The organism is Methanomassiliicoccales archaeon, from assembly GCA_026394395.1.
Lineage (GTDB): Archaea > Thermoplasmatota > Thermoplasmata > Methanomassiliicoccales > UBA472 > UBA472.
Map to the genome: position 1 here is coordinate 359,555 of JAPKYK010000003.1, position 22,663 is coordinate 382,217.

General features: G+C 57.3%; 19 protein-coding genes, 2 tRNA genes, 1 rRNA gene and 1 pseudogene. 10 read left to right on the forward strand and 13 right to left on the reverse strand.

The genetic code is table 11. The features are described 5' to 3' along the window. Window positions 1-63 precede the first annotated feature (63 nt). From NT131_05565 to NT131_05585, 5 genes are all read right to left on the reverse strand, one after another. Window positions 64-139: transfer RNA gene (locus tag NT131_05565), tRNA-Gln, on the reverse strand. Between the two features lie 29 nt (window positions 140-168). Beyond that, window positions 169-1,422 carry a tRNA (N(6)-L-threonylcarbamoyladenosine(37)-C(2))-methylthiotransferase gene (locus NT131_05570; GenBank protein MCX6651106.1) on the reverse strand — a complete coding sequence of 418 codons (1,254 nt, stop codon included), beginning with the start codon at window positions 1,420-1,422 and terminating at the stop codon, window positions 169-171. Window positions 1,423-1,585: 163 nt separating this feature from the next. After that, a complete protein-coding gene (locus tag NT131_05575; GenBank protein MCX6651107.1) occupies window positions 1,586-1,867 on the reverse strand; it encodes a hypothetical protein in 282 nt (93 codons plus the stop codon). Between the two features lie 4 nt (window positions 1,868-1,871). Then, on the reverse strand, window positions 1,872-2,111 hold the full coding sequence (locus NT131_05580) for a hypothetical protein (protein ID MCX6651108.1): 240 nt from the start codon (window positions 2,109-2,111) through the stop codon (window positions 1,872-1,874). Between the two features lie 258 nt (window positions 2,112-2,369). Beyond that, window positions 2,370-2,456, reverse strand: a tRNA-Ser gene (locus NT131_05585). A gap of 471 nt (window positions 2,457-2,927) precedes the next feature. On the opposite strand from NT131_05585, the gene NT131_05590 reads away from it, so the two are divergent. From NT131_05590 to NT131_05620, 7 genes are all read left to right on the forward strand, one after another. Then, window positions 2,928-4,395 (forward strand): 16S ribosomal RNA (locus NT131_05590). 212 nt (window positions 4,396-4,607) lie between these two features. After that, window positions 4,608-6,218, forward strand: coding sequence for a CTP synthase (glutamine hydrolyzing) (gene pyrG / locus NT131_05595; GenBank protein ID MCX6651109.1), 1,611 nt, complete (start codon window positions 4,608-4,610; stop codon window positions 6,216-6,218). Between the two features lie 38 nt (window positions 6,219-6,256). Continuing rightward, window positions 6,257-6,880, forward strand: a complete 624-nt coding sequence (locus NT131_05600; GenBank protein MCX6651110.1) for a translation initiation factor IF-2 subunit beta — start codon at window positions 6,257-6,259, stop codon at window positions 6,878-6,880. Between the two features lie 86 nt (window positions 6,881-6,966). After that, window positions 6,967-7,902 (forward strand): presenilin family intramembrane aspartyl protease, encoded by a 936-nt coding sequence (locus NT131_05605; protein ID MCX6651111.1) that lies wholly within the window; start codon window positions 6,967-6,969, stop codon window positions 7,900-7,902. A 40-nt stretch (window positions 7,903-7,942) separates the two neighbouring features. Beyond that, the gene (locus NT131_05610) at window positions 7,943-8,581 is read left to right on the forward strand and encodes a metallophosphoesterase family protein (protein ID MCX6651112.1); all 639 of its coding nucleotides are present in this window, start codon (window positions 7,943-7,945) and stop codon (window positions 8,579-8,581) included. A gap of 53 nt (window positions 8,582-8,634) precedes the next feature. Then, window positions 8,635-9,018 carry a 30S ribosomal protein S8e gene (locus NT131_05615; GenBank protein MCX6651113.1) on the forward strand — a complete coding sequence of 128 codons (384 nt, stop codon included), beginning with the start codon at window positions 8,635-8,637 and terminating at the stop codon, window positions 9,016-9,018. 16 nt (window positions 9,019-9,034) lie between these two features. Beyond that, entirely contained in the window at window positions 9,035-9,328 is a 294-nt protein-coding gene (locus NT131_05620) for a hypothetical protein (protein MCX6651114.1), read from the forward strand. Here the strand turns inward: NT131_05620 and NT131_05625 are convergent. After that, window positions 9,316-9,606, reverse strand: a complete 291-nt coding sequence (locus tag NT131_05625; protein ID MCX6651115.1) for a DUF211 domain-containing protein — start codon at window positions 9,604-9,606, stop codon at window positions 9,316-9,318. The two genes, NT131_05620 and NT131_05625, sit on opposite strands and share 13 nt — an antisense overlap. A 90-nt stretch (window positions 9,607-9,696) precedes the next feature. On the opposite strand from NT131_05625, the gene NT131_05630 reads away from it, so the two are divergent. The 3 genes from NT131_05630 to NT131_05640 are packed head-to-tail and all read left to right on the forward strand — an operon-like array spanning window position 9,697 to window position 12,592. Next, window positions 9,697-11,130: an NAD(P)H-hydrate dehydratase gene (locus tag NT131_05630; GenBank protein ID MCX6651116.1), complete on the forward strand. Its 1,434-nt coding sequence runs from the start codon at window positions 9,697-9,699 to the stop codon at window positions 11,128-11,130. A gap of 10 nt (window positions 11,131-11,140) precedes the next feature. Then, window positions 11,141-11,815 (forward strand): metallophosphoesterase family protein, encoded by a 675-nt coding sequence (locus tag NT131_05635; GenBank protein ID MCX6651117.1) that lies wholly within the window; start codon window positions 11,141-11,143, stop codon window positions 11,813-11,815. After that, window positions 11,816-12,592, forward strand: coding sequence for a metallophosphoesterase (locus NT131_05640; GenBank protein MCX6651118.1), 777 nt, complete (start codon window positions 11,816-11,818; stop codon window positions 12,590-12,592). 93 nt (window positions 12,593-12,685) lie between these two features. Here the strand turns inward: NT131_05640 and NT131_05645 are convergent, their stop codons facing one another. The 7 genes and pseudogenes from NT131_05645 to NT131_05675 all read right to left on the reverse strand — a co-directional run bounded on the left by NT131_05645 (window position 12,686) and on the right by NT131_05675 (window position 22,663). Then, window positions 12,686-14,200, reverse strand: a complete 1,515-nt coding sequence (locus NT131_05645) for a Ni/Fe hydrogenase subunit alpha (protein ID MCX6651119.1) — start codon at window positions 14,198-14,200, stop codon at window positions 12,686-12,688. A gap of 20 nt (window positions 14,201-14,220) precedes the next feature. After that, a complete protein-coding gene (locus NT131_05650) occupies window positions 14,221-15,240 on the reverse strand; it encodes an oxidoreductase (GenBank protein ID MCX6651120.1) in 1,020 nt (339 codons plus the stop codon). Between the two features lie 28 nt (window positions 15,241-15,268). Next, window positions 15,269-15,724 (reverse strand): hydrogenase iron-sulfur subunit, encoded by a 456-nt coding sequence (locus NT131_05655; GenBank protein ID MCX6651121.1) that lies wholly within the window; start codon window positions 15,722-15,724, stop codon window positions 15,269-15,271. Continuing rightward, complete coding sequence (locus NT131_05660) at window positions 15,724-18,738, reverse strand: CoB--CoM heterodisulfide reductase iron-sulfur subunit A family protein (protein MCX6651122.1); 3,015 nt, start codon at window positions 18,736-18,738, stop codon at window positions 15,724-15,726. The genes NT131_05655 and NT131_05660 overlap by 1 nt, the downstream gene beginning before the upstream one ends. Before the next feature lie 381 nt (window positions 18,739-19,119). After that, window positions 19,120-19,512, reverse strand: a pseudogene (locus NT131_05665) (hydrogenase iron-sulfur subunit). Further along, window positions 19,509-21,350, reverse strand: a complete 1,842-nt coding sequence (locus NT131_05670) for a CoB--CoM heterodisulfide reductase iron-sulfur subunit A family protein (GenBank protein MCX6651123.1) — start codon at window positions 21,348-21,350, stop codon at window positions 19,509-19,511. The pseudogene NT131_05665 and the gene NT131_05670 overlap by 4 nt, the downstream one beginning before the upstream one ends. Next, window positions 21,347-22,663 (reverse strand): CoB--CoM heterodisulfide reductase iron-sulfur subunit A family protein, encoded by a 1,317-nt coding sequence (locus NT131_05675; protein ID MCX6651124.1) that lies wholly within the window; start codon window positions 22,661-22,663, stop codon window positions 21,347-21,349. The genes NT131_05670 and NT131_05675 overlap by 4 nt, the downstream gene beginning before the upstream one ends.

Genomic DNA, 22,663 nt, shown 5'->3' on the forward strand with positions numbered 1-22,663 from the left:
CTATGACCGCGGGTGGATAAAACCTCTTTGCTCGTGTTTAATGGATAAAAATGAAAAGAGGGATGGTAGCCCCGTCCAGATTCGAACTGGAGTCACCGGCTCCAAAGGCCAGCATGATTGACCACTACACTACGGGGCTATCGGAAACCTCGATGCGGTATCCCCTATTTAATTTTCCATGTCCTGAGCGATGACTCCGTAGAGATGGGTGCGGGCGGCGGCCGTGATCTTCACGTCCACCCTCTGCCAAAGGGCGTGGTCCCCAATAATTACCACTGGCAGATAATCATCGGTGCGAGCCATGACGCTGTTCCCCTTCCCTTTCTCGTCGATAAGGACCGAGTACTGTCGGCCTATCTTCGACGAGTTGATGTCCGAGGATATCTGGAAGCGCAGGGAAGTGAGCTCGCGGGACCGTTCCTTGGACATCCAGCCCGGAATCTGCTTCTTCATCTTTTCTGCTACCGTCCCCGGGCGGGGAGAGAACCTGGTGACGTTGATTATGTTCGGCCGTAGCTCCTTCATGAGCGCCACGGTGGACATGTGATCATCTATGGTCTCTCCAGGGAAACCGGTGATGACATCCGTGGAGAGCGTTAGCTCTGGAACCGCTTCCCGCATCCTTCCGACCATACGGAGGTAATCCTTGATCGAGTAAGCCCGGCCCATATCACGAATTACGCGGTCGCTGCCGCTCTGCACCGGAAGATGGAGGAAACGGTAGACCTTGGAATGCTGGTACGCTTCTGCCATCCCATCCATTATCTCCTTAAGATTGTCAGGGTTCATCATGCCGACGCGTATGCGGAAATCACCGGGAATATCGCAGATCGCCTTTAGCAGATCGGGAAGGCGGTCCTTGCCATCCATGCCGTAGGCGGCGGTGTCCTGGGAGGTGACCAGTATCTCCTTTACACCTTGCTCAAGGGCCTTCTTGGACCTTTCTATCAGCTCATTGATAGGATAACTGATTAGGTCGCCCCGGGCAAGCTTGGTTATGCAATAGGTGCAGGAACCGTTGCACCCTTGGGCGATCGGCAGGACGAAAGGTACATCCCGTGAGAATGGTACGATTGGAACGGCCTTACCTGGAAATGCCCCATTGAGTATTAGATGGAAGCGTGGATAGTCGGCCGTCCCGCAGACCATGGCCCCGGGAAACTCCTTGATGAGCCGCTCGCGGTCCACCGAGGCCATGCATCCGACGATGATGAGCTTCTTGCCGGAATCGCGAAGGGAGACGAGACGGCGCCAGATCTTCCTTTCTGTAGGGGCGATCACCACGCAAGTGTTTATGAGGGCCACGGTGGCGTCCTTCTCGTCCTCGACCTGTTGATGTCCCATGCGCCTCAGGTACGAGCTCAGCTCAGCTGACTCGCCCTGGTTCATGGTGCAGCCATAGGTCTCGACGAAGAACTTCACGCCGCGTGATAGGTCATCTATTTATTATAGATAGTCAGGAAGGTTTGGGGCCCTGACCCGTTGATGATGGATATGTCGCTAGTGCTTGATGGATCGGCCTATCTCGTATCATGAACAAGCGGGCTCCATGGAGCAAGTATGACCGATCGCTGCTTAGACGGTATCAGGAGCTTTTCTTTGCTTCCTGTTCGGCCAGGGCGTCGATCATCGCCCCGAAGAAGCAGCAGGGCTTGTACTCCTGTTCGGCTGCCTCATTGCTCTTTTCATTGCCGCCCATCAACGTAACGTTCGGGTGACCTTCCATGAGCACCATGAGCAACCAGTCCTTGTCCTGGTTGTTCTCATAATGGATCTCCCCGATCTCCTTCTCGCCGTTCATGTCCACCTTCTTCAGGTGGATGTGCCCGTCTTCGGCTTCGTTCTTGACCGTCAGGGTGATCAGCATTTCATCATTCCACCGTCGATTTCCTTTGAGGCCATTTGTAATAGTTATCAACGAAGCATCCGGTGGGGTAGTCCTTCTCCATGAAGCTGACCTCCGGATGACCTTTCATCAGCATGTCCAATAGGACGTCGCGCTCTTCCTTGTTGTCATACTCGAGCGTTCCCATGATATGCGTGCAAGTGATGGATCCTCTTTTCCAGAGTTCGAGCTTGCCACTGCCACCCTCGTTCTCAAAGACCTTCATGTTGATGTAAAGCGCCATTGTCTCATCTTTGTTGATAGTTTGTAAATCCGTTCGGTCCGCTTGAACGTACATTATGAATTGAGATTCGAAAGTAGAGGGGATTATAAGTTACTTTTTAAGGATATTTTGAGTTATAAAATGGAAATGATCAATGTTCTGACGAATAAAAATTCTAGTAGATCAAAGTGGCTATCGAGCTTGAAATCATCAAATAACATAGGTTCCAGCAAATAGTTCAATATTGAATAAATAAGAGAATGGCGCGAAGGGGGGGATTTGAACCCCCGGGTCCTTGCGGACAATGGATTAGCAATCCATCGCCTTGCCGGGCTGGGCCACCTCCGCTTTTCCGTTGCTTAATGGACAATCTCTATTAAATGTTTCGTAATATGGACGTCAACGCCTATACCAGCATTGGAAAAATGCGATCGGCCCTTGACATTATCTGCTTCGGTGGACGGTAACATGATATGATGTGTCACAGCAAAGGTCATATAGGGGGGTGCCAAATAGAGAGGTAGTCATGTTTTCGGGCAAAGAACCCCCCGAAACGGTTATATATAAGACCGAAGTTAAGGGGATTCTGCGCTGAAACACAGCGACAAAAACGCCAAACTGGATGCTTGCATTCGGCGGCGTTTAGAATGGAGAACCGAGATCTCCGTCGAAAGGCGTCGACGTGCTCTCTTGGTTCTGACGCTCGATGGCAGTTACTGTTTCTAACGAAATGGTACTGCTGGTGAAACTTGGTAACTCTGCCAATTTCTTAAATACACATCCTAGGCGATCAATTAATAATGAGTCGTCGAAGGATCAATTCCGGTTGATCCTGCCGGCGGCCACCGCTATTGGAATTCGATTAAGACATGCGAGTCGAGAGTCGCAAGGACTCGGCGGACCGCTCAGTAACACGCGGATAACATGCCCTTGGGTGGGGGATAACCTCGGGAAACTGAGAATAATACCCCATAGACCTTGAAAGCTGGAATGCTTCGTGGTCGAAAACTCCGGTGCCCAAGGATTGGTCTGCGGCGTATCAGGTTGTAGTGGGTGTAACGTACCCCCTAGCCTATGACGCGTAAGGGCCTTGAGAGAGGGAGCCCTGAGATGGACTCTGAGACATGAGTCCAGGCCCTACGGGGCGCAGCAGTCGCGAAAACTTCACAATGGGGGAAACCCCGATGAGGGAATTCCAAGTGCCAGCACATTGTGTTGGCTGTTCTCTGGTCTAAAAAACCGGAGAAGTAAGGGCCGGGTAAGACGGGTGCCAGCCGCCGCGGTAATACCCGCGGCCCGAGTGGTGGTCGATATTATTGAGCCTAAAACGTCCGTAGCCGGTTTTGTAAATCCTTGGGTAAATCGACCAGCTTAACTGTTCGAAGTCCGGGGAGACTGCAAAACTTGGGATCGGGAGAGGTCAGAGGTACTTCTGGGGTAGGGGTAAAATCCTGTAATCCTAGAAGGACCACCGGTGGCGAAGGCGTCTGACTAGAACGAATCCGACGGTGAGGGACGAAGCCCTGGGGCGCAAACGGGATTAGATACCCCGGTAGTCCAGGGTGTAAACGCTGCGGGCTTGGTGTTGGGGGTCCTTTGAGGGCGCCCAGTGCCGGAGAGAAGTTGTTAAGCCTGCTGCTTGGGGAGTACGTCCGCAAGGATGAAACTTAAAGGAATTGGCGGGGGAGCACCGCAACGGGAGGAGCGTGCGGTTCAATTGGATTCAACACCGGACAACTCACCAGGAGCGACGGTTACATGAAGGCCAGGCTGATGACCTTGCCTGATTTTCCGAGAGGTGGTGCATGGCCGTCGTCAGTTCGTACCGTAAGGCGTTCTCTTAAGTGAGATAACGAACGAGACCCTCACCGCTAATTGCTAGTGTTCTCTCCGGAGGGCACGCACATTAACGGGACCGCTGTCGCTAAGACAGAGGAAGGAGAGGTCAACGGTAGGTCCGTATGCCCCGAATCTCCTGGGCTACACGCGCGCTACAAAGGTTGGGACAATGGGCTCCGACATCGAAAGGTGAAGGTAATCTCGAAACCCAATCGTAGTTCGGATTGAGGGTTGTAACTCACCCTCATGAAGCTGGATTCCGTAGTAATCGCGGATCAACAATCCGCGGTGAATATGCCCCTGCTCCTTGCACACACCGCCCGTCAAACCACCCGAGTTGGGTTTCAGTAAGGATATCTCATTTTGGGGTCTTCGAACTGAGATTCAGCAAGGAGGGTTAAGTCGTAACAAGGTATCTGTAGGGGAACCTGCAGATGGATCACCTCCTACGCAAGGGGAAACACTGTGAAGCTTATGGCATTACGTGTGTTTCCTCCACCAATTCCGGCAGGGTTACCAAGCACTAAAAACAACATCGAGCGCCCCCATTCTAGCTTATATTTTTTTCAATGAACTCTACAAAAGGCGAAAGCTTTCTCTAGCGGACATAATCATAAATCATAAATATCATCCCAGGATATGGAGAGTTCCCGTGAAGGCATGAAATATATTTTTGTCACGGGCGGAGTCATTTCTGGGTTGGGCAAGGGAATAACCGCGTCCTCCATCGGTCGTCTTCTCAAGTCGCGGGGGATCAAGGTCACGGCCATTAAAATCGACCCCTACCTGAACGTCGACGCCGGGACCATGAACCCCTTCGAACATGGGGAAGTTTACGTTCTCGAAGACGGAGGGGAGGTGGACTTGGACCTTGGCAACTACGAGAGGTTCCTGGACATCAGCCTTACCAGCGCCCACAACATCACCACCGGCAAGGTCTACAAGTCGGTCATCGAGAAGGAGCGCACCGGGGAGTACCTCGGTAAGACCGTTCAGATCATCCCCCACATCACCAACGAGATCAAGGCCCACATCGTCAACGTGGCCGAGGCCACCGGGGCCGACGTTTGCATCGTCGAGCTGGGGGGGACCGTCGGTGACATCGAGTCCATGCCCTTCCTCGAAGCGGTTCGTCAGATGAACATGGAGCTGGGAAAAGGGCGTAATTGCCTTTTCGTGCACACTACTCTGGTCCCGGTCATGGGCACGGTGGGGGAGCAGAAGACTAAGCCCACCCAGCACTCGGTCAAGGAGCTCAGGGCCATAGGCATTCAGCCCGATATCATTGTAGCCAGGTCCAAGGACCCGCTTGAGGAGTCGATAAAACGAAAGATCTCCCTGTTCTGCGACGTTCCCATAGAAGCGGTGGTCACGGCCGCGGACGCCCGTTCCATCTACGACGTGCCGATGGCCTTGGAGGCGCAGGGGCTCACCGAATACGTCATGCAGCGTTTGGGATTCACGGAGAAGGCTCACGACCTTGAGGGCTGGAAGGCCTTCGCCAGCCGCATAAACGATCAGGAGCGGACCGTGCGCATCGCCTGCGTGGGCAAGTACACCAACCTGGCCGATTCCTACATCTCCCATTTCGAAGCCTTCCATCATGCCGGGGCCGAGGCCGGCACCAAGGTCCAGTTGGTCTTCGTCGATTCGGAGGTGGTGCAGCAGTATGGCATCACCGAGGAGCTGCTGAACGCCGACGGCATACTCATTCCGGGAGGGTTCGGGGTGCGTGGTATCGAAGGCAAGATAGCCACGGCCAAGTTCGCCCGGGAGAACCACATACCGTTCCTGGGCGTATGCCTGGGATTCCAAATCGCCACCATCGAGTTCGCCAGGAACGTCCTGGGGATGGACAAGGCCAACAGCACTGAGTTCGACCCAGAGACGCCCTTCCCCGTCGTCGATCTGCTGCCGGAACAGAAGACGGTCAAGAAGATGGGCGCCACTATGAGACTGGGAGCACAGCCGGTCATGGTGGAGGAAGGCTCCAAGGCCTTCGAGCTATACGGCAAGGCCCTGATCATGGAAAGGCACCGGCACCGCTACGAGGTCAATCCCAAGCACATCGAAGCGCTGGAGGAGGGCGGCTGGAAGTTTACTGGACGCTCCGCGGACGGCGTGAAGATGGAGATCGGGGAACTGAAAGGATACGAATACTATGTGGCCTCCCAGTTCCATCCGGAGTTCAAGTCCCGGCCCACCAAGCCATCCCCACTGCACCTGGGTCTGGTTAGGGCGGCGGTCAAGCGCAAGTACGGGAGCCAATAAGGTTTATAAGGCATGGTGGACTTGGAGGGCCGATAGACATGTCCAATGACGATTACCTTTCACTCCTGGACCGGGCCAAGATGCAGTTGCCGGAGACCATCGAGAAGCACGAACGTTTCGTGGTCCCCGATCCGGATGTGTTCCAGGAAGGGAAGACCACCGTGTTCCGTAACTTCGGGGACATCGTCGACACCCTGAGGCGAGAACCCGAGCACATCCTGCAGTACATGCTCAGAGAGCTGGGTACACCCGGCACCATGGAGGGCAGGCGCGTGGTGTTCAAGACCAGGCTGACCCCCACCCAGGTCTCTGACAAGCTGCAGAACTACATCGACACCTTCGTCCTGTGCTCGGAGTGCGGCCGCCCTGACACCCACATAAACAAAGAGGGCCGCGTGATGATTCTAGAGTGTGAGGCCTGCGGTGCGCACCGCCCCGTCAATGTTCGCAAGATGCAGAAGCCCTCCGAGGAAGGGTTGCGTGAGGGAAACGTCTATGAGATGATGATTGAGGACGTGGGTAAGAAAGGTGACGGAGTGGCCCGCATGTTTGACTACATCATCTACATCCCGGGGACCGCCAAGGGCTCCCGGGTGAAGGTGAAGGTGGCCAAGATAACCGGTAAGGTGGCCTACGGGAACGTATTCATCGAATCACCTTAATTAGCTCACTTTCCGGGTCCGCTCAGCCCGGCATTTTTTCATTTTTCTTTTGATATCGCTTCCGATGTTCGAATCGGCAACGATTTATGCCCTGGTGCCCATCGACCGGCATGCGCACCGCCCGGCAGTACCTGGTCCTCACGGTCATGTTCCTGGCCGTTCCCCTGGCCGCTCTGACCTTGGTGCCAACGGTCCCCTCTGGTTACCGGGCCTTCTCGGACCAGAACGACCCGACGAACCCTTTGCTGTACGTCGTCCTGGTCCTGGTCACCACCGCCGTGCTGCTGGTGCTCATCAAGCGCTCCCGCCTGGGCCTGCTGAAGGCAGTGATATTCGGGGCCATGGGTTTGGGGCTCTTCTCCGTGGTCTCATTGTTCCTCATGCTCGCCAGCACCGAAGAGCTGGTGTCGATGGTGCTGGGAGCGATTATTTCCGGATCACTTCTCTACCTGCTCGTTAAATATCCTAGATGGTACGTGGTGAACGGCGCGGGGCTGGTGATCGGGGTCGGCGCCGCCCTGATACTGGGCCTGTCCCTAGGCATACTGCCCTCCCTCATACTGCTGACCGCCCTGGCGGTTTATGACGCCCTCTCGGTCTACGTCACCAAGCACATGCTCACCCTGGCCGAAGGGGTCAGCGACCTGGGCCTACCCATAGTGCTGGTGGTCCCCGGAAACAAGGGGGCGGAGAGGAAGAAGCTGGACCTGAAGGACCGCAGCAAGGACCAGGACCGCGAGGTCATGCTGATGGGCCTGGGCGACACCATAATCCCCTCGGTGCTGGTCATCTCCGCCGCCGCCAACCTGCCGGCGCTGAGCTCCACTGGCTGGCCGCAGCCGGCTATGCTGGTGGCGGTGATGACCCTGCTCGCCATACTGATCGGTTTCCTCTCTCTCATGTTCCTCATAGCCAAGGGGCGCCCCCAGGCTGGGCTGCCCTTCCTGAACGGTTCGGCCATAATCGGATTCGCTATGTCCTACTTTCTAGTGTATCAGGACCTGGGGTTCGGTTTCGGTTGAGGGCAAAATAATAGTATCCCTCCCTTCATAATCGCCGGACGTGGGCGCAAAGTACCTTGTGCTATCGGACGTGCATCGCCGCGCATGGGTGGCCGAGCGGGCCAGAGACCTTGTAAAAGAGCATGCCATGGACGGGGTCGTTCTGCTCGGTGACATCACCCACTTTGGCCCCCCGCAGTTCGCCGAGAAGTTCATTGGGGACCTGGGGGTCAAGTGCTACGTCGTTCCTGGCAACTGCGATCCGCCGGGCACTCTGGCCTTCATCGAAAAGAGCGCTGTTTCCCTGCACGGCCGAAAGGTGCAGGTGGACGGTATGACCTGGGCCGGACTGGGCGGTTCGAACCCCACCATCTTCCAGACGCCCTTCGAGATGCCGGAGAAGGATATCGAAAAGATCCTGGCCCCGCTGATGGAACCGGGGATGGTTCTGGTCCTGCACTGCCCACCGCACGGGACCTGGGACGCCACGTACACTGGGCAGCATGTCGGCAGCACCGCCGTGCGGAACCTGATCTTGAGGACGAGACCGCTGGTGGTTCTCTCCGGTCACATCCACGAGGACCGCGGTATATCCCATGTGGACGGGGTCTGGTACATGAATCCGGGGGCGGCCAAGGACCACTACGCCGGGCTCATGGAGCTGGGGGACGGCGTCTCGCTCAGCCTACTGGACCTCTAGGTCTGAAGCTAAGGTTTTTATACACATGGCCAATTAGGTGCCAAAGGATAGCTATGGCATTATGGCAAGGAAGGTCTAAGAGAAAGCCCACTGGCGGAAGGTTGACGCTGTCTAGGAAGAAGCGCAGGTTCGAGATCGGGAAGGAGCCGGTCTACACCTTCGTCGGCAGCGAGAAGCGCCAGGTATCCAGGGTGCGCGGCGCAAACGTCAAGGTGCGCCTGCTTAAGGCCCAGTTCGCCAACGTGGTCGACCCTGCCACCAACAAGGCCCAGAAGGCCAAGATCATCACTGTCAAAGAGAGCCCCTCCAACCCCAACTACGTTCAGCGCAACATCATAACCAAGGGAGCGGTCATCCAGACCGAGCTGGGGCTGGCCAAGGTCACCTCCAGGCCCGGACAGGACGGCGCCATCAACGCCATCCTTATGAAAGAGTAGGCCGGAAGGGCTTGCCATGGCCTTGGATGAGGACACCGCTTGGGTTCTCTGGCCGGAGTATTTTGACCGGGCTAGGCCCCGGTCCCAAGGCCGCAAGGTGAAAAAGGCGCAAACCATAATAGGTCCCGACGTGGACCTCATCTCCAGCATCCTTAAACAGATGGGGCTGGAGCACAAGGTGGAGCGGGACAAGAGCTATCCCGCGAACTGGTCCTCCAAGGGCGGTCGGGTGCTGGTCGCCAAGACCATGCCCAAGACCAAATTGATGCAGACGGTCGGGGACGCCCTGAGCAAGAATCAGCGGTCTTGAGGGGTCTCCACTTCTTCAACCAGCTTCTTGCCGGCGGAGACGCTGTCGACGGAATGGATGACGGCGCCGGATTCGATTATCACTTCTTCGACATCCTCATAGTTGATGGCGACGCCTTCGATGGTTATCTTGATGCTCTCCGTCTCCTGGTCCACCTCGTTTAGGGTGCAGTTGACGCCGGAGACGCCTTCGACCACGCTCAATCGACCTGCCAGGTCGATGATGGAAGGGTGATGGGGCTTGAGCACGTCCAGGACGAGCCTCTTGATCTCGGACATTATAGGTTCCACCGTTAAAATGGACTCCTGGTATAAATTGCTTGTTGGTGCCTGGAAACCATTATTCACATCCAGGGGCATATGGTTTTCATGATGAAATGGGAAGAGGTCCGGGTGCTCGACGTGAACGCGAAATACCTGGGGGTTCCGACCGAGACGCTCATGGAAAATGCCGGCTGGGCGTTGGCCCAGGAGATTACTTCCCGCTATGGAGAGGGGTTGCATGTGGCCATGCTCTGCGGCTCGGGCAACAATGGTGGTGACGGTTTCGTGGCCGCCAGGGTCTTGACCAAGAGCAATCGGGTGAGGATATTATTGGCATCGCCCCCAGCAGACATCAGGACGCCGGAGGCCAGGGTTAATTTCGAAAAGGTGGAGGAGCTGCACCGGGTCTACGCCGAGGACGATCTGAAGACCTATGACCTCCTGGTGGACGCCCTGATCGGCATCGGTTCCCAGGGGGAGCCGAAAGGGCGCTTGGCCGACATGATCGCGGCTATCAACGAGAGCGGCCGTCCCGTGGTATCTGTGGACGTCCCCTCGGGATTGGGTAGCAAGACCGCGGTGCGCCCGATGGTCACCGTCACCTTCCACGCCCTGAAGGCCGGGATGAGCGCGGACAGCTGCGGGGAGATCGTGGTGAAGGACATCGGCATACCGGCGGACGCCGAGAACTATCTGGGCCCCGGTGATCTGTTGCACTATCCCATTCCCGCCCCGGACACCCACAAGGGACAGAACGGCCGGGTGCTGGTGGTCGGCGGAGGCCCTTATACCGGGGCGCCGGCCCTGGCCGGGCTAGCCTCCTATCGCATCGGGGCGGACCTGGTCTTCGTGGCCTGCCCGGAAAGCGTCCGCAGCACCATCGCCTCATACTCCCCCAATCTGATCACCATACCCTACCCGGGCGACCGCCTCACCGAGGCTTCGGTGGAGAGGGTCTTGCCGCTAATGGAGAAGGTGGACACCGTGCTCATCGGACCAGGCCTAGGCGATGACCCTGGAACGCTCCGAGCGGTCCGGGTGTTGATAGAGAGATGCTCCAGACCCATGGTGCTGGACGCCGACGGACTGAAGGCCGTGGCCGGCCGCCTGGACCTGCTGCGGGGAAAGAAGGGAGTGCTGACACCGCATCATCGTGAGATGGAGGTCATCGTGGGCTCGGCGGTCCCTGAGGAGACCAAGGGGCTCAGCGAGGCAGCGGCGAACATGGCCGCGGCCAGCGGCTGGACCGTGGTGGTCAAGGGACGGGTGGACCTGGTGACGGACGGTAACAATATCAAGCTCAACCGCACCGGCAACGCCGGGATGACCGTGGGCGGGACCGGCGATGTCCTGGCCGGCATCACCGCCGGGCTGTTGGCCAAGGGCGCCTCGCCTTACAACGCCGCCAGGATGGCCACCTTCGTGAACGGGGCGGCCGGGGACCTGGCATTCGAGAAGTTCAGCTACGGGCTGATGGCCACCGACCTTCTGGATAGGATACCGCAGGTGTTGAGGAAGAGCCTTTCGCGCACCCGCTGAGGAGAGAAAGATGCTGATCGCGTTCATATCCGATGTGCACTCGAACCTTCCGGCGCTGGAAGCGGTCATGGACGACATGTCCGACCGCGGGGTCCGGACCGTTTTCTGCGCCGGGGACATATTGGGCTACTACACCTTCCCCAACGAGACCGTGGACATGCTCAGGGCGAAGAACGTCAACTGCATCGCCGGGAACCACGACCGGGCGGTGCTGGTAGGGGTAAAGAACATGAACAGCATCGCCGCCGCGGCCATCAGCTGGACGCGGGACGTCCTCTCGCCCTCGGCCTACGAGTACATCAGGGAGCTGCCCAACTCCCTGCACCGGCCGGTGGAAGGGGTGATGACCGCGGTGCATCACGGCTCCCCCCGCTTCGTATCGGAATACGTCTTCGAGGAGCACGTGAGCAGCGAACTGCTGGACATCGCCGGGGCCAAGCTTCTGGTACTGGGTCATACGCACATGCCCTACCTGGTGCAGTTCCCCAGCGGGACGGTCGTCAACCCCGGTTCCGTCGGTCAGCCGAGGGACGGCGACACCAGGGCCTCCTATGCCCTCTTGGACACGTCAGAGCAGAACTTCCATATCGTCCGGGTGAAGTACGATGTCGAGACGGTGATGAAAGGTATCACCAAGAACGGATTGCCGGAGATGCTGGCGCAGCGTCTGCTCCGGGGGTCATGAATGTCCTTTCAGGCCAACCCCATACCAGACCGCCCGGTGCTGCGCCTGGAGGGGGAGGAGACGGTGCTGTGCGTCGGCGACCTGCACATAGGGATCGAGGCGGACCTGCGCTACCGGGGCATCGTCGTACCCTCGCAGACCCATCGCATGGAGAGCGAGCTCCTGGACCTGGCCAAGGGCGTGGACCGCCTGGTCATCGTGGGGGACGTCAAGCATCAGGCCCCTGGCTCCACCAGGCAGGAACACCTGGAGGTCCCTCGCTTCTTCAACAGCCTGCTGAACTTCTATCCCCGTATAGACCTGGTCAAGGGCAACCACGACACGGACATCGAAAGGATGCTGCCCTCCCGGGTGACCGTCCACGAACAGGGGGGAATGACCCTCGGGGACGTGGGATTCGCCCACGGCCATGCCTGGCCGTCCGCGGAGGTCATGGAAGCCCGGTTGCTGGTCATGGGGCACAATCATCCGGCCGTCATATTCGAGGACGGTCTGCACCAGAACCAGGTGGAAAGATGCTGGCTGCGCTGCCGCTTCAAGGGGTCGAGCGCCCGTTATACCAAAATGCCGGAGGAGGCCATCATGCTCCCGGCTTTTAATCGTACGCTGGGCGGAGGCCCGGTGAACCTCGAAGGGCCGCGCATGCTGGGCCCGTTGCTCTCCAACGATCTGCTGGACCTGGAGAACGGACAGGTGTACCTCATGGACGGGCTTTTCCTTGGTACGGTATCTTCTTTACGGGTCAAGAGAAGGGGCTACTTCCGCCTGGAAGACTGATCGTCGCTCGGAAGCCCTCAACTTCGGCAGGGCAGCCCTTCGGCTTGTTTATAAAAATAGAAAATAAAAGGAAAAAGGTTGGACCGAGGGGGTTTAGTAGTTCCGGGACAGGGTCTTGTAGACCGAGCCATCCGGGTTCCTGATGACCGCGTCCATAGGCATCTGGCCAGGCAGGGTGTGCGTGGCGCAGCTGTTGCACGGGTCGTAGGCGCGGTAGGCCATCTCCACGGCGTTGAGCAGACCGTCGGACACCATCCAGTTCTTGATGAGAGCGGTGGCGGCCTTGCGGACGCTGAGGTTCATGGGGGCGTTGTTGTTGGTGGTACCCACGACCAGGTTCACGTCGGTGGTGATGCCGTTCTTGTCCGATCTGTAGTGGTGCACCAGGGTTCCACGAGGAGCCTCCAGTATTCCCACGCCCTCGTCAGGGGTCTGCAGCTTCGGGTTGCGTATGTCCTTGCCGGTTATCTCCGGGTCCTGGGACAGTTCCAGCAGCTTCTCCGAAGCGTACAGCATCTCGATCACCCTGGCCCAGTGAGTGGCCATGGTGAAGTGCACCGGTCCTTTGACACCCAGACTGCGGAATGTGCCGTGGTACTTCTCGAACTCGGCCTGCGCCAGCGGGGTGGTGAAGCCCTTGGAGACGTTCAGCCTGGAAAGCGGGGTGGCGCGGTATATGCCGCTGTCCTTCCCGTCCACCAGTCCCTTCCAGCCGACCGGCTTGAAGTAGCAGAACTTCTCGTAGGACCAGGGCAGGGTGTGCTCGGAGATGTACTTCAGGTAGTCCTTCCCGGTGTACCTGGCGACCTCTTTCCCGGTGGGCGAGATCATCTTCTGGGTTCCGTCGTAGAAGTTTATCTTGTCGTTCTTGTCGACGGTACCGAGGTAGTAGGTCTCGTTGTAGTAGATGTTCTTGTCCACGATCAGGTTCAGGTAGTCCTGGTTCTTCAGCACTACATCGGCGAACAGTTGGTTGGTGAACTTGCTGAACTCCACACAGGACTTGGCCATGGCCTCGATCTTGGCCCTCTCCTCCTCGTTGATGCTCTTGGCGAAACCGCCGGGAATGCCGCACACTGGGTGCGTGGCCTTTCCGCCCAGCATCTCTTGGATCTTCTGGGCGTAGGAGCGGTGCTTTATGACTTCTCCGCCGATCTCCACACCGACTGCGGCGACGACGCCGAGGATGTTCCTCTCGGCCTTCGGGGCACCGGGGCCGAGGACGAAGTCCGCGGCGGCCAGGGCGTAGAAGTGGGCGATGTGGCTGTGTATGTAGTGCGCCATGTAGAAGAGCTCACGGAGCTTCTTGGCGGTCTCTGGCGGTTCGACCCCGAACACACCGTCCAATGCCTTGGTCGAGCAGAGGTGGTGCGCCCCGGGGCAAACGCCGCAGAGCCTGGAGGTCAGCTTGTTGAGCTCGTCGACGGACCTGCCGATGCAGAACTTCTCGAACCCTCTAAGCTCGGGCACCTGCCAATAGGCGTTGGCCACGTTGCCGTTGTCGTCCAGGAAGATTTCGATCTTGCCATGGCCTTCCAAACGGGTGATGGGGTCGATGGGTATGCGCTTCTCGGTGGTCTTTACCAGTTTATCGGCACCTTGACCCATTAATATTGGACACATTTTGTTCAGGCCTCCTTGGAAGCAGTGGTAGCTTTCTTCTCTTTAACCTTCCGCTTGATGATCGAGGAAGGCATGGTGAACGCATAGAAGGTTCCAAGGGGGTCCTTGACCTGCGCCATCAGCTCCAATATGTTATCTTCGGACAGTTGGCTTTCACCAGTGCCAATGGAGAATATCGAAGCCAGCGCGCTCAGCATGCTGCCGCCTTGGTCCAGCACCTCGGCGGTCGGTCCCATGCATCCGCGGCAAGGCTGGTTACCTTCCAAGCACTTGGCGCCGCAGCCCGCCCTGGTGGACGGTCCGAGGCATATGACTCCCTGTTCCAGCATGCACTTCTTGGGGTCGATGTCGATCTCGTAAGGCATGTATATCCTGTCCACCTTCTTGACGGCCCTGGTCCTGGGGCACTCGTCGCAGAGGGCCTTGTTGGAGGCGATCACGGAGCCCTTGGGGGGCAGCGGGGCGCCTTCCTTGACATGCTTCTCGACTATGCCGAGGAACTCGTTGATCAGGTTGGTGGTGGGCGGGCATCCGGGCATGTAGTAGTCGACGTCGACGACCTGGTCCAAGGTGAACACCTGGTCATATAGCACTGGCAGATCTATGAGCCCTTCGGGTGCCTGGTAGTGCGGGGTGGGGAAGACCCTCTCCACGTTGTCCGAGGTGGGGGTCTTGATGTAGACATATTCCAATATGTCCTTCCTGTTGGTCATGTTGGCCAGTCCGGGAATTCCCCCGAAGCAGGCGCAAGAACCGAAAGAGACCAGAATCTGGGACTTCTGCCTCAGCAGCTTGGCCACGTGTTCGTTCTCGCTGTTCCTCACGGCACCGTTGAACAGGGTGGCGGTGATATATCCGTCGGGCATGGCCTCGACGTCCTTGAGCTTGACGTCCACGGCGATGGGCCAGAAGACGATGTCGGCCATTTCGGCCACCCCGAGGATCTTCTCGTCGATGTCCAATAGGGCAACGTCACAGCCTCCGCATCCGGCACCCCAATATTGTGCGATTTTTATCTTTGACATTTCTTTACCTCCAATGGGGACGGGGATTTTACTCCTCCTTGATCGGGTTCGGTCCAAGCTCCCTTACGGTGCGGTCGAATCCCTTTATCGTTTCCTGGAATTTCATACCCTCAGATGCGGAAACCCATTCCAATCGAAGGCGGTCCGGGTTAAAGCCGTATTGCTCCAACAGCACGCGGAGCAGGGCGATTCTTCTCCTGGTGCGGTAGTTGCCACCGATATAATGGCAGTCAGCGGGGTGGCAGCCCAGGACGAGCACTCCATCGGCCCCCTTGGCGAAGGCCCTCAGGACGAACTCGGGGTCCACCCTGGCGGAGCACATGGTCCTGATGACCCGGAAATTGGTAGGCATCTGCAAGCGGGACACTCCGGCCAGGTCAGCCCCGGCATAGGAGCACCAGTTGCAGCAGAACACCAGCAGGCTGGGTTCCCAGACCCCTGCCTCTGTGGCAGGAGCGCTCTCGGCATGCGCTTGGTTGGACATCACTTACCACCTCCGACCAGAAGAGCGGCATCGATCTGCGCCAGGATCTGGTTGTTCTTGAAGCCTTTCTGTTCTAGCGCGCCGGACGGGCAAGCGGCCACACAGGTTCCGCAACCCATGCACAGGCCCTCGTTGATGACGGCCTTGCGCTTCTCGGCGTTGGCTGGGTCACCGACGATGGTGATGGCCTTGTACTCACAGACCGGCTCGCATATGCCGCAGCCGTTGCACACCATCTCGTTCACCGCGGCGATGATGCCCTGGGTCTCGAGGTACTGCTTCGATATTATGGTCATGGCCCGGGCCGCAGCACCGGAGGCCTGCCCGATGGTCTCGTCGATGAACTTTGGCCAGTGAGCCAGTCCGGCCAGGTATATTCCGCTGGTGGCGAAGTCCACCGGCCGCAGCTTCATGTGCGCCTCCAGGAAGTACTTGTCCTTGCTCAGGGGCACCTTGCACATCTTGGCCAATTCTTCGTTGTCCTCGTTGGGGCGTATGCCCACGCTGAGCACCAGCAGGTCCGGCGATAGTTGCACCGGGGCGTTCAGCACCGTGTCGTCCACCAGGACCTTCATGGCGCTGCCGTCCATGGTCATCTCGGGCATCTTGTTCTCCGGGAAGCGGATGAACTTGACGCCCAGCTCGCCGGCCTCTTTATACAAGGTCTCCCGGAAGCCGTAGGTCCTGATATCCTTGTGCAGGATGTAGACCTGGGTTTTGGGGTCCTTCTTCTTGATCTCGATGGCGTTCTTGACCGCCTTGGCGCAGCACACCCTGCTGCAGTAGGGCGCCTCGTCGTTCCTTGACCCGACGCACTGTATCATGACCACGGTCTTGGCGTGGACGTGTCCCTCGACCAAGGCCTTCTCCAGCTCGTTCTGGGTGACGACGCCCTTGGCCTTGCCGTACATGTACTCCTTGGGCTCGTAGGGCTTGGCCCCGGTGGCCACCACGATGACGCCGGTCTCTATCTCCTTGCCGCCGGTCACCTTCACCTTGAAGTTGCCGACGAAGCCGGAAACGTCCTCCACCTTGGTGTTCATGTGCACGGTGATCTTGTCGTTGGCGCGCACCTTGGCCTCTAGGTCTTTGATGAACTGCCTTGGGGACTTACCTCCCTCGTCGGTGTACAGGTTGTTCATCTGTCCGCCCATGGCCCCGGTTACCTCTAACAGGTCTACCTTGAACCCTTGCAAGGCTATGTCCAGGGCGGCGGTCATCCCGGCCAGCCCGCCACCTATGACAGTGGCAGTATGATTGACGTTGAGCTGTGCCTTGGTCAGTGGCTCCAGGAACCTGGACTTGGCGACGGCCATGCGGGTCAGGTCCTTGGCCTTCACGGTAGCCTTCTCCGGCTCGTGCATGTGGATCCAAGAGCACTGGTCCCGGATGTTGGCCAGCTCGAAGAGGAAGGGGTTCAGCCCGGCTTCCCTGATGGTGTTCTGGAACAGAGGCTCATGGGTCCTGGGAGTGCAGGAAGCTACGACCACGCGGTTCAGGTTGTGCTCCTTGATCATCTTCTTGATCCGTTCCTGGGTATCGGCGGAGCAGGTGTACTTGTTATCCTCGGAATACACCACGTTGGGCAAGGTCTTGACGTACTCCACCACGGATGGTACGTCGACTATACCTCCTATATTGATGCCGCAGTGGCAGACGAAGACTCCGATGCGCGGCTCCTGTCCTAAAACCTCCAGCTCCTTGGGATAATCTTCCTTAGTGACCAGGGTGTTCCTCGCGGTAGCTATAATCGTTCCGGCCTTCGAGGCTACTCCGGAGGCCTCCGCCACCGACGTGGGAATGTCCTTGGGGGCAGCAAAGGCGCCGCTCACGAATATGCCAGGACGGGAGGTGCTCAGCGGGTCGTAGATCGAGGTGTCGCAGAATCCGTGCTTGTTCAGTTTGATGCCCAGCCGTTCAGCCAATTTACCCGCATCCTGTGGCGGCTTCAGTCCTACGGCCAGGACGACCATGTCGAACTCCTCGGCCTTGACGTTGCCGCCTTCGCTGTAGCGTAGCAGCAGGTTGTTGCCCTCGACCTCATCCACGGAGGCTATGCGGGTCCCGCGGTGCATCTTGATACCGTACTCACCCTCGGCCCTCTTGACATAGTCCTCGAACTCCTTTCCCACGGCCCTGACGTCCATGAAGAATATGGTGGGCTTAAGCCCAGCAGTGTGCTCCCCGGCGATTATGGCCTCCTTGATGGAATACATGCAGCAAACGGAGGAACAATAGGTGTTGCCCACCTTCTCGTCCCTAGAGCCTACGCACTGGATGAAGGCCACCTTCTGGGGCACCTCACCGTCGGAGGGGCGTAGCACCGTGCCGAAGTAGGGGCCAGTGGAGCTCAGTATCCTCTCGAACTCGATGCTCGTCACCACGTTCTTGAACTCTCCGTAGCCGTACTCCCTCTTCAGCTTGGCATTGAACTCATCGAACCCGGGGCAGAGCACTACGGCTCCTACCTGGATGTCCATGGACTCATCTTTCTTGTCGTATACTACTGCCTTGGCCTTGCATTCCTCGTAACAGATGCCGCAGCCGATGCAGATGTTCTTGTCGATGGAGTACACCAATGGAACGGCCTGCGGATACATGACGAATATGGCCTTGCGCTTTGCCAATCCTTCGTTATATTCGTCCTTGGTCTCTACGGGGCATTTGATGGCGCACTCACCACAGCCAGTACACTTCTTGTCATCCACCCTAAGAGTGTTCTTCTTAAGTTTGACCATGAAGTTGCCCGGTTTGCCATCGATCGATTCGACCTCGGCGTTGGTTATGAGCTTGATGTTCCGATGCCTTCCCGCTTCGACCAGTTTTGGTGCCATGATGCACATAGAACAGTCGTTGGTCGGGAAGGTCTTGTCCAACTGAGCCATGGCCCCGCCGATGCTGGGCTTCTTCTCTACCAAATACACCTTGAAGCCGGAATCAGCAAGATCCAATGAGGTCTGGACGCCGGAAATTCCAGCTCCCACGACCATTACAGCTCCGATAACATCTGCCATTTAAGCACCTCCGATCACGATTGCTTTATATTTTGGACTCTTGCCCTCGATATGGTCCAGGGCCAGTAGGTTCTTGGACCTGAGGTTCACCACTTGCTCCAGCGTCTTGTCGGTGGGGAGACCGGTCATTTGGGCCAATTCCTTCACCGATCGCGCGTTGCCAGTGGTCAACTGTAGGAGAAGGCATTTCTGGTACTCGTCCTCAACCGCCGTCTCCAACATCTTTTCGTATGCGGCTTCATCCGGGACATCCCCGTACACATTGCCCTTGCCCAGGATCTTGACCTCCTTGCTCGTCAGGACCTTCAATCTGAAGAGCTTGGCCGCCTCCACAGCGGCTACAAGTCGGGTGACGAGGTCGGGGTTGGACTTGACCGGGGTCGGGCCCAGATTCTTCACCTTGTTGACAAAATCGGTTATGACGTGGGAGTACTTCTCTCCCTCCGAGGCCGAGACCCATTGAAGTTCCAACCGCTCGGGTTCTATGCCCGCTAGCTCGACCAGCTTCTTGGCCATATTGAACCTCTTCTGGGTATAGTAATTGCCGTTGATGTAGTGGCAGTCACCGATATGGCATCCGGAGACTATCACTCCGTCGATCCCTTCCTTGAACATCTCCAGCACGATGTGCGGGGACACCCTGGTGCTGCACATTACCCGTATGGCCCTGGTGTTGGTCGGATATTGATATCTGCTAACGCCGGCCAGATCGGCGCCGGCATAGGAACACCAGTTACATAGGAAGACTAGTATCTTCGGCTCGAATTCGCTCATCCTTTTACCTCCTGCATGATGGCGGCCTTACCTTCAGCCAGCAGTTGCTCGTCTGAGTAGTGGTTCATGAAAATGGCGTTCTCCGGACAGCTAGCTCCGCAATTGCCGCAGCCTTTGCAGGCGGCCAACGTCACTTCGGCCTTACCTGACTCGTTCTTCCTTATGGCACTGTAGGGACAGATCTCTATGCATGTCCCGCAGCCGCTGCACTTGTCGGGATTGACATAAGAGACCAAGGCCTCAGGCTGGACGAATCCACGCATCAATGGGATGGATGCCCTTGATGCCGCTGCCATGCCTTGGCAAACCGCTTCAGGTATGTCCGCTGGTCCTTTGCAGGTTCCGGCCACATAGATACCATCGGTGGCGAAATCCACCGGCCTTAGTTTGACATGCGCTTCCAGGAAGAAGCCTTCCTGCCCCAGAGGTACTTTGAGCATCTTGGAGATTTTAGAGGCGTCGGACTGGGCGACCAGTGGTGTGGAGAGCACTATCAGGTCCACCGGCATCTTTCTTCGCAGCTGTAAGGTCTCGTGCCAGTAATCTATTGTTAGCTTCCCGTCCTCCATGCCCACCTGGGGCATGTTCTGAGGCGTGTATCTGACGAAACGGACCTTCTTTTCCCTGGTCTTGTTGAACATCAGTTCGTGTTCCACACCATAGGACATGATGTCACGGTTGAAGATCACGATATCCATCTTCGGTCCGGCGGAAGCGGACTCTCCCTCTTCCTCCTCAGCACCGCGCCTTCCCCTCCTACCACGTCTTTTCTCCCCAGCCTCGGCGGGGACGACCTTCTCGGCATGATCCTCCTCAACCTTGCCAGTCTCAGGTAGGCCCAGAATGTTCCCGTGGTTCTCAGCAAGGTTCAAGGCAGTCTTGATGGCCACATTGCAGCAGATCCTGGAGCAGTAGGATTTGACCTGTCCCCTGGACCCCACGCATTGAATGAAGGCAACGCTGCTCATCTTGGGCAATTTCTTGCTCTTTGCCAACTTCTCGAACTCGGTGAGGGTTATCACATTGTCGTACTTTTTGTAGCCGTAAAGGCCTTCCGGGATGTATTCCTGTGCACCCGATGCCAATACGATGGTTCCCACGGCCTCCTTTTTCAACTTGCCCTTGGTGTCGATGGTGATCTCGTAGTTCCCTACGAACCCTTCCACATTGACGACCTCCGAATTCGTGAGCACCTGTACGTTCGGGTTGCCCTTCACCCGGTCGATCATGGGCTTCAGCATCGCATCTGCTTCCTGCCTGCCCTGATAGACGCAGCTCAAGTTCTTGACGAATCCTCCCAGTTCGTTCTGCTTCTCCACTAATGTTACTGGGAAGCCCTGGTCAGCTATGGCGGCGGCTGCCGATAGGCCTGCAACTCCGCCCCCTATAACTACTGCGGATTGTGTGACTGGGACCTTAATCTCATTCTGACTCTGCAGAAGGCCCGCCCTGGCCACGCCCATTCTAATGAGGTCCTTGGCCTTCTCCGTAGCCTTATCCTTCTCCTTCATGTGAACCCAGGAGCACTGGTCCCGGATGTTCACGAAGGTGAATAGATACTTGTTGAGGCCTGCCTCTTCACAGACGCCTTGGAACAAGGGGGCATGCGTCCTGGGGGTGCAGGCCGCAACTATTACGCGATTCAGGTTATGCTCCTTGATCGAATCCCTGATGCAACTCAGACCGTCCTCTGCGCAAGTAAACAGATTGCGGGTGGCGAAGACCACATCCGGCAGGGTTTTGGCATACTCCACTATAGCTGGAACATCTACGAATCCGGCGATGTTCGAGCCACAGTGGCAGACGAATACTCCGATTCGCTTCTCTTCGTCGTTCATGCGGTTACCTTCCTTTGTATTAGATCTTCGGTTGCTTTAGCCGCCGCGGCCGAGCCTGTGGTCACTGATTCTGGTATGTCCATCGGACCCGCGCAATACCCGGCCAAATATACTCCCGGTCGGGATGAGTTGACAGGGTTGAAGGTGTGGTCCTGCACCTTGAAGAACCCGAACTCGTCTAGTTCCACTCCTAAAGTTTTAGCCAACGGTACGTTCTTATCGGAAGGCACCAGGGAAGTGGCAAGCACCACCATGTCGACCTCCCTCTGTTGCGATTTGCCTCCGATATCGAAAGAGACTATTGGGTTCCCGCCCTCGGTCTGGCTTTGAACAGTGGCATCGGAGTTGACGTATTCGACGCCGTAGTCCTTCTTCGCCCTTTCCACATACTCGTTGAATCCTTTGGCGCAGGCCCTCATGTCCTTGTAGAAAATCGTGCACTTTATCCCTTCGATGTGCTCCCTGGCCAACATGGACTCCTTGGTGGAATGCATGCAGCATACGGAACAGCAGTAGGGATGCCCGGTCTGCAGGTTTCTGGAACCCACACATTGGATATAGGCGATGGTCTTGGGTTCCTTACTGTCCGATCTCCTCTGGATGTGCCCGTGGGTCGGGCCCGCTGCATTGATGATCCTCTCGTACTGCATGGCGGTGAACACGTTCGGGAACTTCCCGTAGCCGTATTCTGTCGATGGCGTGGGGTCCCATACGTCGAACCCGGTGGCCACCACGACCGCGCCCACGTCGAGCTCCATCGTGATGTCCTTCATCTCATAATCGATGGCCTCGCGCTTGCAGATCTTCTTGCAGACCCCGCATTTGCCCTCCGTGAGGAATTTGCAGTTATTAGGATCAATGACGGCCACCCTTGGAACGGCTTGCATGAAGGGCATGTATATCGCTCTCCGGGTGGTCAATCCCTGCTCCCAAGTGTTGGTGAGCCCTTTAGTGGGGCACTTCTCTAGACAATCCCCACATCCGGTGCATTTGTCCTCAATGACGTATCTCGCCTTCTTGCGGACCTTGGCTTTGAAATCCCCTCTGGAACCCTCCAGCTCCACCAACTCTGACATTGTCAAGACGTTGATATTGGGATGACCGAAGCAATCGGCCATCTTTGGGGCCAGGATGCAAATCGAACAATCATTGGTAGGAAAGGTCTTGTCCAGCTGGGCCATGCGGCCGCCGATGCTGGGCTCCTTCTCGACCAAGTAGACAGTTATACCCTTGTCCGCCAGGTCCAAAGAGGCTTGTATGCCTGCCACTCCTCCTCCAATCACTAGTACAGAACTCATCATCTTTTCGCCCAT